This window comes from Methylobacterium symbioticum (assembly GCF_902141845.1).
GTDB lineage: Bacteria > Pseudomonadota > Alphaproteobacteria > Rhizobiales > Beijerinckiaceae > Methylobacterium > Methylobacterium symbioticum.
In genome coordinates this window covers 25,623-39,508 of sequence record NZ_CABFPH010000023.1, presented here as the reverse complement: position 1 = coordinate 39,508, position 13,886 = coordinate 25,623, and the positions used below count along the sequence as shown (strand labels likewise).

The 13,886-nt window shown below is 69.9% G+C and carries 17 protein-coding genes; 11 read left to right on the top strand and 6 right to left on the bottom strand.

Annotated elements, in window-relative coordinates; all coding sequences use genetic code 11:
- The first annotated feature begins 20 nt into the window (after nt 1-20).
- Complete coding sequence (locus tag MET9862_RS10360; protein ID WP_142582920.1) at nt 21-794, top strand: AMP-binding protein; 774 nt, start codon at nt 21-23, stop codon at nt 792-794.
- A gap of 68 nt (nt 795-862) precedes the next feature.
- Nucleotides 863-1,675, top strand: a complete 813-nt coding sequence (locus tag MET9862_RS10355; RefSeq protein ID WP_142582919.1) for an enoyl-CoA hydratase — start codon at nt 863-865, stop codon at nt 1,673-1,675.
- An 11-nt stretch (nt 1,676-1,686) separates the two neighbouring features.
- Here the strand turns inward: MET9862_RS10355 and MET9862_RS10350 are convergent, their stop codons facing one another.
- From MET9862_RS10350 to MET9862_RS10340, 3 genes are all read right to left on the bottom strand, one after another.
- Nucleotides 1,687-2,163, bottom strand: a complete 477-nt coding sequence (locus MET9862_RS10350) for a DUF3016 domain-containing protein (protein WP_438616608.1) — start codon at nt 2,161-2,163, stop codon at nt 1,687-1,689.
- Nucleotides 2,160-2,375 carry a hypothetical protein gene (locus MET9862_RS10345; protein WP_142582918.1) on the bottom strand — a complete coding sequence of 72 codons (216 nt, stop codon included), beginning with the start codon at nt 2,373-2,375 and terminating at the stop codon, nt 2,160-2,162. Before MET9862_RS10345 ends, MET9862_RS10350 begins: the two co-directional genes overlap by 4 nt.
- A 103-nt stretch (nt 2,376-2,478) precedes the next feature.
- On the bottom strand, nt 2,479-3,021 hold the full coding sequence (locus tag MET9862_RS10340; protein ID WP_142582917.1) for a ComEA family DNA-binding protein: 543 nt from the start codon (nt 3,019-3,021) through the stop codon (nt 2,479-2,481).
- A 256-nt stretch (nt 3,022-3,277) separates the two neighbouring features.
- Between MET9862_RS10340 and MET9862_RS10335 the strand changes: the two genes are divergently transcribed.
- On the top strand, nt 3,278-4,156 hold the full coding sequence (locus tag MET9862_RS10335; protein WP_142582916.1) for a cell envelope integrity EipB family protein: 879 nt from the start codon (nt 3,278-3,280) through the stop codon (nt 4,154-4,156).
- 20 nt (nt 4,157-4,176) lie between these two features.
- Here the strand turns inward: MET9862_RS10335 and MET9862_RS10330 are convergent, their stop codons facing one another.
- Nucleotides 4,177-4,470 (bottom strand): DUF3572 domain-containing protein, encoded by a 294-nt coding sequence (locus MET9862_RS10330; RefSeq protein ID WP_142582915.1) that lies wholly within the window; start codon nt 4,468-4,470, stop codon nt 4,177-4,179.
- Between the two features lie 83 nt (nt 4,471-4,553).
- Here MET9862_RS10330 and MET9862_RS10325 point away from each other — a divergent pair, with 83 nt between their 5' ends.
- Nucleotides 4,554-4,928 (top strand): response regulator, encoded by a 375-nt coding sequence (locus tag MET9862_RS10325; RefSeq protein ID WP_142582914.1) that lies wholly within the window; start codon nt 4,554-4,556, stop codon nt 4,926-4,928.
- 76 nt (nt 4,929-5,004) lie between these two features.
- Nucleotides 5,005-6,378, top strand: coding sequence for a PleD family two-component system response regulator (locus MET9862_RS10320; RefSeq protein ID WP_142582913.1), 1,374 nt, complete (start codon nt 5,005-5,007; stop codon nt 6,376-6,378).
- A 75-nt stretch (nt 6,379-6,453) separates the two neighbouring features.
- Here MET9862_RS10320 and MET9862_RS10315 read toward each other — a convergent pair whose 3' ends face one another.
- Complete coding sequence (locus tag MET9862_RS10315) at nt 6,454-6,822, bottom strand: hypothetical protein (RefSeq protein ID WP_142582912.1); 369 nt, start codon at nt 6,820-6,822, stop codon at nt 6,454-6,456.
- A gap of 289 nt (nt 6,823-7,111) precedes the next feature.
- On the opposite strand from MET9862_RS10315, the gene MET9862_RS10310 reads away from it, so the two are divergent.
- From MET9862_RS10310 to MET9862_RS10295, 4 genes are all read left to right on the top strand, one after another.
- Complete coding sequence (locus MET9862_RS10310; RefSeq protein WP_185156822.1) at nt 7,112-8,065, top strand: acetyl-CoA carboxylase carboxyltransferase subunit alpha; 954 nt, start codon at nt 7,112-7,114, stop codon at nt 8,063-8,065.
- Complete coding sequence (locus MET9862_RS10305; protein ID WP_142582910.1) at nt 8,062-8,796, top strand: DUF1796 family putative cysteine peptidase; 735 nt, start codon at nt 8,062-8,064, stop codon at nt 8,794-8,796. Before MET9862_RS10310 ends, MET9862_RS10305 begins: the two co-directional genes overlap by 4 nt.
- Before the next feature lie 136 nt (nt 8,797-8,932).
- Entirely contained in the window at nt 8,933-10,438 is a 1,506-nt protein-coding gene (locus MET9862_RS10300) for a L,D-transpeptidase family protein (protein WP_244612661.1), read from the top strand.
- A 125-nt stretch (nt 10,439-10,563) separates the two neighbouring features.
- The gene (locus MET9862_RS10295; RefSeq protein WP_210248097.1) at nt 10,564-11,562 is read left to right on the top strand and encodes a class I SAM-dependent methyltransferase; all 999 of its coding nucleotides are present in this window, start codon (nt 10,564-10,566) and stop codon (nt 11,560-11,562) included.
- Nucleotides 11,563-11,598: 36 nt separating this feature from the next.
- Here MET9862_RS10295 and MET9862_RS10290 read toward each other — a convergent pair whose 3' ends face one another.
- Nucleotides 11,599-11,772, bottom strand: a complete 174-nt coding sequence (locus MET9862_RS10290) for a YqaE/Pmp3 family membrane protein (RefSeq protein ID WP_142582948.1) — start codon at nt 11,770-11,772, stop codon at nt 11,599-11,601.
- Between the two features lie 296 nt (nt 11,773-12,068).
- Here MET9862_RS10290 and MET9862_RS10285 point away from each other — a divergent pair, with 296 nt between their 5' ends.
- Both MET9862_RS10285 and MET9862_RS10280 read left to right on the top strand, forming a co-directional pair.
- The gene (locus MET9862_RS10285; RefSeq protein ID WP_142582947.1) at nt 12,069-13,235 is read left to right on the top strand and encodes a multidrug effflux MFS transporter; all 1,167 of its coding nucleotides are present in this window, start codon (nt 12,069-12,071) and stop codon (nt 13,233-13,235) included.
- An 88-nt stretch (nt 13,236-13,323) separates the two neighbouring features.
- Nucleotides 13,324-13,827 carry a DoxX family protein gene (locus tag MET9862_RS10280; RefSeq protein ID WP_142582909.1) on the top strand — a complete coding sequence of 168 codons (504 nt, stop codon included), beginning with the start codon at nt 13,324-13,326 and terminating at the stop codon, nt 13,825-13,827.
- Nucleotides 13,828-13,886: the final 59 nt, after the last annotated feature.

Below are 13,886 nucleotides of genomic sequence, written 5' to 3'. Positions count from 1 at the left end.
GTACTCACGGGCAGGAACGCATGCTGCACAGCGCACCGGACCGCACCGGCCGCCGAAACATCGGCCTCGAGAGCCGACTCGGCCCAGCTCCCGCCCGGTTCGACGCGCGCCCCCACAGCACGCTCACGCATCTCGTGGCCGAGCTCGCCGCGATCAATCCCGATGCGACGGCCCTCGCCAGCCGCGACGAGAGCCTCAGCTTCCTGGAGCTTGCCGCGCGGCAGGCCCGATACGGCCGCTGGGCTCTCGGCGAGGGCTTCGCGGCAGGCGACGGCGCCGCCCTGCTGATGCACGACCGGCCGGACCGGTACGCCCTCTGGCTCGGCCTCGCCCGTGTCGGCATGCGGGTCGCCCTGCTCGATCCCGCACTGCGCGGCGCGCGCCTCGCCCGCTGCCTGACCGTGGCGGAGCCGAAGCTCCTGGTGGTCGATCCTGTTCTGGCGGACGCCCTCGGCGAGGTGCACGCCCAGATGTCCACCCCGATCGCGGTGCGGTGGCAGGGGCCGGGCGCGGATTTCGCCCGCCTCGACCGCGAAGCGGCGGACCTGTCGGACGCTCCCCTCGGCGACGCCGAGGTCACCGGGCCGATGCCGGACGACCCGGCGCTCCTGCTGCTCGGCACGGATGGGACGGGCCGGCCCGTGCGCGTCGGAGCGAGCCACGGACGGCTGATGTCCTGGATGCACGGAGCCGGCGGTTGCCCGCCCGCCTTCCGCGATCTCGTCGCGACGGGGGCAAGCCTCCTGCGCGGCACACCCGCGCGCATCGGCGGGGGTCTCTCCGCGCCGTGTTGAGACTGTGGTAAGCGTGCCAACAAGGGGTGCGTGACAGGGTGCGCGACACCTCGTCAGGGAGCCGCCAGATGTCCGCAGCCGCAGCGCCGACCCAGCTGGATTCCACCTCGGAAACACCGCTGCTGCGCGACGATGCGGACGGGATCGCCACGCTCACCCTGAACCGGCCTGCCGCCCGCAACGCGCTCTCCCTCGGCCTCATGGCCGCTCTGCAGGCGGAACTCGACGCGATCCGGGCGGACCGCAGCGTGCGGGCCGTCATCCTGCGGGGGGCGGGACCAGCCTTCTGTGCCGGCCACGACCTGAAGGAGATGCGCGCGCAGCCCGACCGTGCCTTTGCGGAGGCGGTTTTCCGCGCCTGCTCGGCCTTGATGCTCGCGATCACGCAGATGCCGCAGCCGGTGATCGCCCAGGTCCACGGCATCGCCACCGCGGCGGGCTGCCAGCTCGTCGCCACCTGCGACCTCGCCGTTTGCACGCGAGACGCCCGCTTCGCCACGCCCGGGGTCAATATCGGCCTGTTCTGCTCGACGCCGATGGTGGCCCTCTCGCGCGCCGTGCCGCGCAAGGCGGCCCTGGAGATGCTGCTCCTCGGCGAGCCGATCGACGCCACCGAGGCCGTGCGTATCGGGCTCGTGAACCGCGCGGTGCCCGAATCCGAGCTTGAGGGGACGGTGCGCGGGATGGCGATGCGCATCGCGGCGAAGGCGCCGCGGGTGCTGGCGATCGGCAAAGAGGCCTTCGCCGCTCAGGCGGATCTCGGTCTCGAGGATGCCTATGCCTACGCCGCCGAGGTGATGACACGGAACCTGATGATGGCCGACGCGGCCGAGGGGATCGACGCCTTCCTGCAGAAGCGCGAGCCGCGCTGGGAGGCCTGAGGCCGGGTGCCTCAGGTCCCGAAGCGCCGGGCGAACCAGTCGCGCAGCACGGCCCGCTCGTAGTAGAGGCCGCCGGCAGAGAAACGCGGGTTGGCGGCCTGCATGAAGTTGATGTCGGTGACGGTGTCCTCGCCCTGCGCGACGACTCGGCCCTTGCGGCGCAGACTGTAGGCGAGGCGGATCCGCGGCGGCGTGAAGTCCTGCACCACCCGAACCGATTGAGGCAGCCCCACCCCCGGCCGCTCATACCCGGCGAGGTCGATGTCGAGGACGTTGACCGCGAGGCTGTCGCCCGGCGGCAGGCGGCGGCCGAGGTCTTCGAAGATGCGGGTCATCTCGGAAAGGGTCACCCGGAGGCTCTGGCCGCTGCCGAGCCGGTTCTCCGCGTCCGTGAAGCGCTCGGGGGTGAGGTAACGCACGCTGACGGGCCGCGCGGCGGCGGGCACCCCCGCAACGAGGAGGGCGAGGAGCGCAGCCCCCTGGATCACTGGCGCGACCGGGCGATCACCTCAAGGAGAGCTCGAGCCACCGGCTCGGTCACGTTGCGCCGGTACTTGCGGTGGACGAGCTGCCCGTTGTGGTAGACGTCGTGCTCGACATAGAGGCGCTCGCCGTCCCACCGGACGATGTTGTCGGTCTCCGTCGTCTCCTCGACGCCGAGATCCTGCCGCAGGATCGCGCTCCCGGTATGCGTCAGCATCCCCAAACCCTGGCTTCCGGCCCCTTCGGCCGCGGGCTTCGAGCATAGGCAAGGCGCGCGGCCCACGCCAGCGCCGTGCGGGCCTCGGAATGACCGGACCGGCCTACTGTACGGTGACCTGATCCTTGATCCGCTCGTAGGTGGCACGGCTGAGCACCCGCTTCGAGAGAAGCTGATCGACCGCGGCGTACGGACGGCGCTGGATGATGGCGCGGCCGATATTGCCGCCGCCCCTCAGGCCGTTGAGTTCGGCGACCGTCGCCGTGTTGAGGTCGACGAGGGCGACGGCGCGCGGCCCGGCCTCGTCCTGGGCACGCTCGGCCGGATCCGGCACGGAGGGGTCCGGCGGGGGAGGGGACGGGGGCGGAGCCAGGACCGGAGGAGGCGGCGTCTCGGCGAGTGGCGGCGCCGGCTGTGTCTCCGGGGCTGGCCGCAGCTCGGTGGGCGCCGGAGGCTGCGCCGTCGGGACGGTCCGCACCGGCTCGCGCGTCTGTTCGGGCTTCGGCGCACGCGGGACCGTCTGCCCGGCCGCCTGCGGCGCCGGCTCCCGCGCCGCAGGCGGCCAGAAATACTGTACGAGCCCGGCAAGCAGTCCGGCGGTCACGAGCAGGACCGCCACCCGGGCCATGGCCGAGCCGCTCAGCATCGCATTCCCCGCCACACCACTCCAGAAGTCTCAGGCGGAAGCAACTCCCGGCAGAATTAGGCGATATTCAGGTCGCAAGGCACAAGTCCGACCCGGATCGATTCATTGCGATCGAGGCGGAAACCCCTGGATCGGTCTCCGCGCGCGGCACCGGTGCGGTTCGGCCCCCGCCCGGGGCGGACGCCTGCGAGCGGCCGACATTGCCGCTTCCGTCGCCGCCGCCTATCTGCGGAGCATCGTGATCGAAGGAGTCTCCATGCGGCTGAGTCTCACCCTCGCCCTTCTCGTCGCCGCGGGCGCCGCTCAGGCTGCACCTGGCGGGCCGGCGGGTGAGCCGGCCGCCAAGCCAGGCCCGGGCAAGGCCTCGATCCTGCTCGCCAATCACCGGGCCGTCTACGATCTGTCGCTGGCCTCGAGCAGCGGCACCCGCGCCGTGGACAGCGCGCGCGGCCGAATCGTGATTGATTTCAAGGGTGATGCCTGCCGCGGCTACACCATGCAGACCCGGCAGGTGACGGTTCTCGATTCCGCCGAGACCGGCAGCCGGACCTCCGATCTGCGCAACACCACCTTCGAGGACGGCGACGGGCACGAGTTCCGCTTCAAGACCGCGAGCAGCGTCAACGGCGCCGGCAGCCCGACCGTGGACGGCACTGCCAGCTCCGAATCCGATGCGCTGAAGGTGCGGTTCAAGGAGCCGAAGCGCGACCAGTTCTCGGTCCCCGGAACCGTGCTGTTCCCGAGCCTGCACATGCGGCGCCTGATCGAGGCGGCCCGGGCTGGGGAGACCACGCTCTCGGCCAAGGTGTTCGACGGCTCCGACGACGGGCGCAAGGTCTACGACACCCTGGCTGTGATCGGGCGGCCGGCCACGGGCCCCACCACCGCTTCGGGCACGGACCGCGACAAGCCGCTGCGTGAGGGTGCGCTCGCCTCGGTGCAGCGCTGGCCGGTGACGCTGAGCTATTTCACGGGCGGCAAGGGAGAGAGCACGCCGATCTACACCCTCAGCTTCGACCTCTACGAGAACGGTGTGAGCGGCGGGCTCAAGCTGGATTACGGGGATTTCGCGATCCTCGGCGACCTGACCCGCCTCGACCTCGACAAGGCGGCCGCCACGCCCTGCACGCCCTGACCGGCCAAGCGATCCGGGCGTCAGGGTGCATCGAAATCGGGCGGCGCACGCCGCCGCCAAGCGGCGGCGATCCGCTCCGGCTTGACGCCGATCGCCTCGGCGCAAGCCAGCAAGACCGGCTCGTCCGTCATCACGTGGTCGAGGACGGCGCCGAGCACAGTCGGATCATTCATGCCCGCGCGGAGATCGTCGGGCCCGAGACCGGTGGCGTTCAGGAAGGGCATCAGGCGGTCCGGATCCTGGACCATCCACAGCAGAACGTCGAGGGCCAGAGCGTCCGTCGATTCATCGTCTTGAAGGGGTTTGCGTTTCATCAACATGTAAACCTTATAAAAGGTCTCCGTCGGGGAGAGCCCCCGTTAACGACGAGCGTCGTGCGCACCGGGATATCCGCGTCATGAAGAAAACGGTGCTGATCGTCGAGGACAACGAGCTTAACATGAAGCTCTTCAACGATCTGTTGGAGGCGCAGGGCTACGCTACGTTGAAGACTGCCAAGGGCATCGAGGCGATCGAGCTGGCCCGCGCACATCATCCGGATCTGATCCTGATGGACATCCAGCTGCCCGAAGTTTCGGGGCTGGAGGTGACGAAATGGCTGAAGGAGGACGACGACCTCAAGCACATCCCCGTGATCGCGATCACCGCCTTCGCCATGAAGGGCGATGAGGAGCGGATCCGCGAGGGCGGCTGCGAGGCCTACCTCTCTAAGCCGATCTCTGTTGCGAAGTTTTTAGCAACCGTTCGCACCTATCTTCAGGACAAACCATGATGCCGAGCCCATCGGGCACGCCTCCCACCGGGGAAGGCTCGCGGCGTCGCGCATCCCTGGCGAGGTACGAAGCCTGATGTCGGCCCGCGTCCTGATCGTCGACGACCTTTTCCCGAACGTGAAGCTTCTGGAGACGAAGCTCGCGCTCGAATATTTCGACACCGTCGCGGCCATGAATGGCCCGGATGCGATCGCGATCTGCGAGAAGGGCCTGTGCGACATCGTTCTCCTCGATGTCATGATGCCCGGCATGGACGGGTTCGAGGTCTGCCGCTACCTCAAGAATAATCCGGTCACTGCCCATCTGCCCGTCGTCATGGTGACCGCCCTCGACCAGCCCTCCGACCGGCTGCGCGGCCTCGATGCAGGCGCGGACGACTTCCTGACGAAGCCGGTCGATGACACTGCCCTGTTCTCCCGCGTCCGCAGCCTCGTCCGCCTCAAGGCGCTGACCGACGAGCTACGAAGCCGCGCCCTCGCGTCCCGCGACTACGGGATCGGCGATCCCCTGGCCCTCGCCGCGGCGGAGAACGGCCTCGATGCCAAGGTCCTGCTCATCGAGGACCGCCGCGGCGCCGCCGAGCGCATGGCGACCGCGCTCGGCCAGAACCACACCGTCACCGTTGAGGCCGACCCGCAGCAGGCGATGCTGGTCGCCGCAGAAGGGGGCTTCGACTGCGTCATGGTCAGCCTCGACCTCGAAGGGTTCGACGGCCTGCGCCTGTGCAGCCAGCTCCGCTCCCTCGACCGAACCCGCAACGTGCCGCTGATCATGCTGGCCGAACCGCAGGATCAGGGCCGCATCGTGCGCGGCCTCGATTTCGGCGTGCACGACTACCTGATGCGCCCGGTCGACCGGAACGAGCTCCTCGCCCGCGTGCGCACCCAGATCCGGCGCAAGCGCTTCTCGGACGTTCTGCGCGGCGCCGTCCAGGCTTCCATGCAGCTCGCCGTCACCGACGGCCTCACCGGCCTGCACAACCGGCGCTATCTCGACAATCATCTCGGCACGTTGTTCTGCGACGCCGCCTCGCGCCAGCGCCCGCTCGCCGCGCTGATCCTCGACATCGACCGCTTCAAGACGATCAACGACACCTACGGGCACGAGGCCGGCGACGAGGTGCTGCGCACCTTCGCCGAGCGGATTCGCCTGCACACGCGGACGGTGGACATCGTCGCCCGCTACGGCGGCGAGGAGGTCGTGATCATCCTGCCCGATGCCGGTCTCGTCGAGGCGCAGGCCATCGCCGAGCGCATCCGCGCCCGCGTCGAGGCGACGGCCTTCGACATCCTCCGCGCCTCCCGCAGCGTCCCGGTCACCGTCTCGATCGGCGTGGCGGTGCGGGACGCGGACGACGCCAGCCCTGCCGACATGCTGAAACGGGCCGACCTCGCGCTCTACCGCGCCAAGCATGCCGGTCGGAACCGCGTCGAGGCGCAGGCCGCCTGAGATCGGGACGGCCACCGGGACCGCGTCGCCGCGCGATGCCGGCGTTAATCTTCGCCCACTTCGGGAAGACGGGCCCTAATCGACCGGGGCCTCGGCGGGATCGGCCGGCAGCGTCTCCTCGCGCCTCGGGGCGCTGGTTCGACGCCGGGTGGCGGCACCGCCCGAGCAGCCCTCGCAGATGCTACGGGTGACGCGCCGAACCCGCTCATCCATCTTCCGGTGCAGATCGTCCATCTTGGAATCGCTGGAGACCACGGCGGCACCGGTCTCGGGCTTGGCGAGGGCCGCTCGCCGGCTCCGGATCGAAGTCCCCACCCGGTCGACCGGCTCGGCGGAGGGCCGCGCCTCGAGGGGCTGCGGGGGCGGCTCCGACTGCGCGAAGGCGGGCGCGAGGCCGGCGAGAAGGGCACCGGCGACGGCACCGAGGAGCGTACGCTGGGTCATGACGGCGATCTGTCGCTGCCGATCGCGGCCTGAGCATGGCAGAGGAGCGTCCGGCACCGGCGGCGCGCTGCCCGGTTGACAGCGCCCCACGCATCGCCAACACCTCCCGCCGGTCGAACGGCCCCGTCAACCCGCGGTGGCCGACGGGCCGGGCAGCGCAGCGCATCCTGTCGGGATCGATGCCGATTCGGCATGGACGGCGCGTGATTTCAAGAGCCCGGGGGCGGGGTCCGACTCAGGCCGAGGCGGGCACGGTTCCGGCGAGGACCTGTGTGAACCGATGGCGGTGATGCGCTCCTACCTCGACTTCGAGAAGCCCGTTGCGGAGCTTGAGGCGAAGCTCGAGGAGCTGAAGGCGGTCGGCGCCCGCGACGGCGCGGTCTCCATCACCGAGGAGGTCGGGCGCCTCGAGGCCAAGGCGGCGCAGGCGCTCGCCGAGCTCTATGCCAACCTCACGCCCTGGCAGAAGACCCAGGTCGCCCGCCATCCGCAGCGCCCGCATTTCGTCGATTACTGCGCCGGGCTGATCGAGGAGTTCACGCCTCTCGCCGGCGACCGCAGCTTCGGCGAGGACGAGGCGATCCTCGGCGGCTTCGGCCGATTCCGCGGCCGCCCGGTCTGCGTCATCGGGCAGGAGAAGGGCTCGACCACCGAGACGCGGCTGCGGCACAATTTCGGGATGGCCCGGCCCGAGGGCTATCGCAAGGCGGTGCGCCTGATGGAACTCGCCGACCGCTTCGGCCTGCCGGTGCTGGCTTTCGTGGACACGGCCGGCGCCTTCCCGGGCATCGACGCCGAGGAGCGCGGACAGGCCGAGGCCATTGCCCGCTCGACCGAGGCCTGCCTCGCCCTCGGCGTGCCGAACGTCGCGCTCATCATCGGGGAGGGCGGCTCGGGCGGCGCGATCGCGCTTGCCACCGCCAACCGCGTCCTGATGCTGGAGCATGCGATCTACGGCGTGATCTCACCGGAGGGCGCGGCCTCGATCCTCTGGCGCGACCAGGGCCGCGCGCACGACGCCGCCACCGCCATGAAGATCACCGCCCAGGATCTGCTCCGCCTCGGCGTCATCGACGGGATCGTGCCCGAGGCGACCGGCGGCGCGCATCGGGATCGCGACGGGGCGATCCGCGCGGCGGGCGACGTGCTGGACGAGGCGCTGAGGGCCTTCTCGGGCCTCGGGCCCGACGAACTGCGCGACCAGCGGGCCGCCAAGTTCCTCGATATCGGCCGGAAGCTGTGACCACCGCCGGGGCGGGCGGGATGCTCGCCGCGCTCGGCCGGCAGCTCGGGTTCCGGCGCCGCGACGGTCGCGAGCCCGGGGCCTTCAACCACATCTCCCTCGGCAGCAACTGCCAGATGGCGCATGCGCTGAAGACGCTCGACCTGCGGACATGGTCGGCGCCCTTCGACTGGCTGTTCACCCTTCCCGAGATGGTGTCCGACTGCCTCGCCGACGATTTCGTGGCGCTGACCGACCGGGACCAGCTCGAATCGATCCCCGAGGCCGAGCGGCTCGGCCCCGGCATCACCCGCGGCCGACACCGGCTCTACCGCGCGCGCTATGGCCTCGAATGCCTCTTCAACCACCATGATCCGGCGGTGAGCGACACGGACTATGCCTTTCTCACGGAGGGCGTGCGGCGCCTGCGCCAAGCGCTGTCGACGGAGGGGACCCGGAACCGGCTGTGGCTGATGAGCCACCTGCATATCGTGCCCGCGACCATGGAATCGCTCTGCGACCGGCTCGCCGGCCGGCCGAGCCGCAATCACCTCACCGTGCTGCAACTGCTTCCCGGCAACGGCGCGCTTCGTCTGGTCGAGACCGTGGAGCCGCGGCCCGATCTGCGGCGGCTCACCGTGGAATGCGCCTCCGCACCGGTGGGGCTGCGGCTGGCCGACCCGGCCGAGGATGCGGCGCTGCTCGCGATCATCGCCCACGAGGCAAGCCGCCTGCCCGTCGGCCTCGCCTGACGCATGGCGCGCGAGTGTGACCTGCGCGTCATTGCGGTAACGGACGCTCAAGTTTAACGGGGCTAATGGTTTGGGGAGTGACCGCTCGATGCCGGCCGATGCGCCCGCGAGCGGAGTATCGAGGACGAGGTTCCCCATGGCTGTGCGCCCGCTCGCGGCTGCTGGTCTGATCGCTCTGGCTCTCGGCCTCGGTGCCTGCCAGGACGGGATGCTTGTCGGTGGCGCCTCCACCCGTCACCTGACACCGATTCCCGCGCAGACCCTGTCGCTGATGCAGACGAAGGGGATGAGCCAGGCCGACCCGATCCTGATCCGCGCCTACAAGAAGGAAGCGGAGATGGAGGTCTGGAAGCGCGACGGCTCCGGCCGCTACGCGCTGCTCAAGACCTTCCCGATCTGCCGCTGGTCCGGACAGCTCGGGCCGAAGACGAAGCAGGGCGACCGGCAGGCGCCGGAAGGCTTCTACACGATCACGCCGGGCCAGATGAACCCGAACTCGGCCTATTATCTCTCCTTCGACACCGGCTATCCGAACGCCTTCGACCGCGCCAACGGGCGCACCGGCAGCTACCTGATGGTGCACGGCACCTGCTCGTCGGCCGGCTGCTTTGCCATGACCGATGCCTCGATGGCCGAGATCTACGCCATCGCCCGCGAGGCCTTCTCGGGCGGCCAGCGCGCATTCCAGTTCCAGTCCTATCCGTTCCGGATGACGGCCCAGAACATGGCCAAGTTCCGCAACGATCCGAACGCGCCGTTCTGGCGGAACCTGAAGGAGGGCGCCGACTATTTCGAGGCCCTGCGTCAGGAGCCGAAGGTCGGTCTGTGCGGCACGAAATACGTCTTCGGCGGCGCCGACGCCGCGGCCGGCTCCTGCAACCCGAAAGTCGATCCGCAGGTGGCGGAGAAGCGGGTGCAGGACGACCAGCAGATCGCCGAGCTGGTGGCCAAGGGCACGCCGGCGACGCGGGTGGTCTATCAGGATGGCGGGCAGAACCCGGTCTTCCGGCCCGCCAACATGACGGCCTTCGCGAGCCTCGGCAGCAAGGAGGAGGAGCAGCCCTACAGCGCCAAGGAGTTTGGCCGCTACCATCTCGGTGAGGTCAGCCGGCCCGAGACGCTCGCTGCCGCCCCAGAGGAAATCGTCATCGAGCCCAAGGCCAAGGCGACGATGCTTGCCTCCGGCCCGATTCCGACCAAGGCCGCCGCGGCCGCTCTCGCCCGCAAGGAGAAGCCGGCGCCGGTGATGCTCGCTGCGCAGACGCCGCCGGCCAAGGCTGAGGTCAAGCTGGAAACCGTTCAGGCCGAGCCACTGAAGGCGGCGGAGAAGCCGGCCCGCGTCACCGTGGCGGATGCCGAGGGCGATCTATCCGCCTTCCAGAAGGTGTTCGGCGGCCTTGCGGCCAAGGAACCGCCGGCCCCGGCTCCCGCCACGTTGGCGACCGATGCGGCCACTGTCGAACCTGCCAAGCAGGTCCACGCGGCCCGTGCGCGGATCCAGGCGCACATGGCAAAATCCGTCACAACCAAACCGATCACCGTCACGGGTGCGATCCCCGACGCGAAGAAGCCGGATCACCCCAAACTCGCCGAAGCGCGCAAGTCCGATAAGCCGTCGGAGAAGACCGACCGGAAGCCCTGAGACTCCGGAACCGCGCTCCGACACCAGGGTAACCGGGCCGCTTCACAGAGCGCGAACCACAACTTCTCAGCGCATGGCCCGTGCGCTACACGCTAGCGCTCAGATCGGCGCATTCGGAGCCCAGCGTGATCTCCTTTCTGCGCCGGGCGCTTCGCCCGACCCATTCCACGCAGAATTCCGCCGCGGAGAATGGAACGGGCCCGCTCGACGTGCTCGTGGAGGTGACGCCGCGGACATTCGACCCGGTCCTCTACCGCCTCGCCAATCCGGACATCGCAGAGGCGGGCGCCGACCCGGCCGCACATTTCAAGGCCTTCGGACGCGCGGAGGGGCGCCTGCAGGTGAACCCGGCCCTGCTCGATCCCGCCAGCGCCTATCGGCGGGAGAAGTTTGCCCGATTCGCCGGCCTGCTCGACGACTCCTATCCCTGCACCGCCTTCCCGGCGATGGCCGGCACGGCTCTCACGCTCAAGGACTACCTCGCGGAGAGCGCCAATATCGACTTCGCACCCTTTATCACGGAGATCGAGGCGCATCCCGAGCGCACCTATCTCGATCTGGGCTGCGGCCTGCGACGGCGGGTCTATCGCAATTGCCTCTATCTCGAGGTCTATCCGTCGGCGGCGGCCGATGTGATCGTCGAACCGACCTGCTCATACCCGATCCGCGACGGAGCGTTCGACGGGATCGGCTGCTTCGCGGTCTTGGAGCATACGCGCCAACCCTGGCGCGTCGCGCGGGAGATCCACCGCATGCTCAAGCCCGGCGGCCGAATCTGGATCGACTGGCCGTTCCTGCAGCCGGTGCACGGCTACCCGTCGCATTATTTCAACGCCACCCGCGAGGGGCTGAGCTCGATCTTCGAGGATCTCGGCTTCCGCGTGGAAAGCGCCGAGACCCGACCCGACCAGGGCCCGGAGCAGACCCTCGCCTGGATTCTGCGCGCCCTCGCGGACCGTTTGCCCCTGGCGGAGCGAGCCCGCTTCGAGGCGCTGACCGTCGGCGAGCTTCTGCGCGAACCACCGCAGGGACCGCTCTGGTCGGACCTCGTTGGTGGACTCGACGATTCCACGCGCTCGATGCTCGCCTGCGGCAATTGCCTGATCGCGACGAAGGCGCTCTGACCAAACTGCGGCCGCTCCGATACGGCCGCCGCGCGGTCAGGCCAGCGGCCGGTCGCGGTTCATCAACCACAGCGCGTGGACGGTGCCCGGCAGCCAGCCGATCAGCGTCAGCAGGATGTTGAGCAGGAATTGCAGGCCGAGCCCGGTGGTGAGCAGGACGGCGATCGGCGGCAGGAAGATCGCGAGGAGAATGCGGACGAGGGTGGACACGGAAGCTCCCCGATAGGACGCGCCGACAGGCTTCGGCTGCCCGCGAAAACGAAGCTCTGCCGTTTCCGTTCCCTGGCAGCCGTCGCCGCGCGGCAGGATCGCCCCAGCCACATGGGTCGGCCACATCGCCGCCGCGTTGGAGGCTGAGGAGCGCAGCCCCTGCACCCGCAGATTGTCCCGAGGCCCCCGTGACCGCACCGATCCGGCCGAACCCGCCCCAGGGCGCGAGCTTGCACGCGCCCCCCACCTGGGCCGGTCCCGGCTTCACCGAGTTCGTGGCGATCGTCGCGCTGATGATGGCCGTGACGGCGATCTCGATCGACAACCTGCTGCCGGCCTTCCCGGCGATCCAGGCACGCTTCGCCGTCGCGGACCCGAACCATCTGCAGTTGCTCGTCTACGTCTACATGATCGGCTTCGGCGTGGCGCAGATCGTCTACGGCCCGGTCTCGGACGCGCTCGGGCGCCGGCCCGTGCTGCTCGGAGGCCTCGCGATCTACACGGCGGGCAGCCTGCTCGCGATGGTCGCGCCAAGCTTCGGCTGGCTGCTCGCCGCCCGCATCATTCAGGGCATCGGCGCCGCGAGCGGCCGTGTGCTCTCGACGGCGATCGTGCGCGACCGCTTCGCCGGCCGCGAGATGGCGAGCGTGATGTCGCTCATCATGATGGTGTTCCTGATCGTGCCGATGATCGCGCCTGCCATCGGCGGCGCGATGCTGGCGCTGGGCTCCTGGGTCTACGTCTTCGTCTCGATGCTGGCGCTCGCCGGGATCTGCACGCTGTGGTTCTCACTGCGGATGCCCGAGACGCTGCACCCGGAATATCGCCGCCCGCTCTCCCTCCGGGCGACGGGGCAGGCACTGATGACGACGCTGCGCTGCCGGGTCGCCATCGGCTACGCCACGGCGCTCGGCCTGCTCACCGGCTGCATCATGGGGTATGTCGGCTCGGCCCAGCAGGTCTTCGACACGGGGCTGTACCACCTCGGAAGTCTGTTCCCGCTCGCCTTCGGCGTCGTGGCGGGAGCGATGGGCGCGGCGACCCTCGTCAATGCCCGCATCGTGCGCAAGCTCGGGATGCGCCCGCTCTCCCATGCCGGGCTCGCGGCCTTCCTGTGCGTCGGGCTGGCGCAGGTCGGTCTGAGCCTGAGCTATCACGGCCACCCGCCGCTCGCCCTGTTCCTCGGCGTGCTGGCCCTGAACCAGTTCCTGATCAGCTTCGCCATGCCGAATTTCAACGCGTTGGCGCTGGAGCCGCTCGGGGCGATCGCGGGGACGGCCTCGTCGTTCCTCGGCTTCTACACCACGATGCTCGGCGCGTTCTGCGGCTTCCTGATCGGGCAGGCCTTCGACGGGACGACGCTGCCGATCGGCATCGGCTACGCGAGTCTCGGCGGGCTCGCGCTTCTCGTGGTCGCCTGGACCGAGCGCGGCCGCCTGTTCCGCGGCGGCGTTTCCGGTTGATAGGCACGATCGGACCGATTGCCTTAACCGGCTCTCCACCCTGAGGCGCGAGATTTTCCGGGTTCGTTCTTAAAGCCCCGGAGCCCCCGTGATCACCCGAGCCCAGGATGCTCTCAGCCTCGCCGCGCGCCTGCTGCTCGCGGCGGCCCTGCTGCCCACCGGGATCGCCCGGGCGCTCAACGTCTCGGGCTTTGCCCTGACGCTCGCCGGCGCCGGGATCCCGGCGCCGAACGCAGTCGCCACCGCTATGGTGGTGGTGCAGGTCTTCGGGCCGCTCGCGCTGATCCTCGGCGTGCTGCCGCGCCTGACCGGCCTCGCGCTCGCCGCCTTCGCGGCCGGCATGGCGCTGGTGCTGCATCCGTTCTGGCAATTCACCGGTGCCGCGGCGCAGGCCGAGCGCACGCTGATGCTGGCCGATCTCGGGCTCGCCGGCGGCTTCCTGTTCTACGCGCTCTCGGGGCCCGGCGCCTGGAGCTGGCAGGGCTGGCGTGCCGGCGCGACCGCGCCCGCCAAGAAGGGCGGGGCGGCCAAGAAGGCGGCCAACAGCAACGGGCCGAAGCGGGGCGCGAGGCCCGCTCGCGCGGCAGCCTGAGCTTCTTAGGGGGCCACGGGTTCTTCCGCGGAGCCGGCAACCGTGCCGGCGGACCGGGC

What these genes read in the sequence shown, in the direction of transcription:
- MET9862_RS10360 (WP_142582920.1), top strand. Translation starts at nt 21, where the DNA reads ATGCTGCACAGCGCACCGGACCGCACCGGCCGCCGAAACATCGGCCTC.
- MET9862_RS10355 (WP_142582919.1), top strand. Translation starts at nt 863, where the DNA reads ATGTCCGCAGCCGCAGCGCCGACCCAGCTGGATTCCACCTCGGAAACA.
- MET9862_RS10345 (WP_142582918.1), bottom strand. Translation starts at nt 2,375, where the DNA reads ATGCTGACGCATACCGGGAGCGCGATCCTGCGGCAGGATCTCGGCGTC.
- MET9862_RS10340 (WP_142582917.1), bottom strand. Translation starts at nt 3,021, where the DNA reads ATGCTGAGCGGCTCGGCCATGGCCCGGGTGGCGGTCCTGCTCGTGACC.
- MET9862_RS10335 (WP_142582916.1), top strand. Translation starts at nt 3,278, where the DNA reads ATGCGGCTGAGTCTCACCCTCGCCCTTCTCGTCGCCGCGGGCGCCGCT.
- MET9862_RS10330 (WP_142582915.1), bottom strand. Translation starts at nt 4,470, where the DNA reads ATGAAACGCAAACCCCTTCAAGACGATGAATCGACGGACGCTCTGGCC.
- MET9862_RS10325 (WP_142582914.1), top strand. Translation starts at nt 4,554, where the DNA reads ATGAAGAAAACGGTGCTGATCGTCGAGGACAACGAGCTTAACATGAAG.
- MET9862_RS10320 (WP_142582913.1), top strand. Translation starts at nt 5,005, where the DNA reads ATGTCGGCCCGCGTCCTGATCGTCGACGACCTTTTCCCGAACGTGAAG.
- MET9862_RS10315 (WP_142582912.1), bottom strand. Translation starts at nt 6,822, where the DNA reads ATGACCCAGCGTACGCTCCTCGGTGCCGTCGCCGGTGCCCTTCTCGCC.
- MET9862_RS10310 (WP_185156822.1), top strand. Translation starts at nt 7,112, where the DNA reads ATGCGCTCCTACCTCGACTTCGAGAAGCCCGTTGCGGAGCTTGAGGCG.
- MET9862_RS10300 (WP_244612661.1), top strand. Translation starts at nt 8,933, where the DNA reads ATGGCTGTGCGCCCGCTCGCGGCTGCTGGTCTGATCGCTCTGGCTCTC.
- MET9862_RS10285 (WP_142582947.1), top strand. Translation starts at nt 12,069, where the DNA reads ATGGCCGTGACGGCGATCTCGATCGACAACCTGCTGCCGGCCTTCCCG.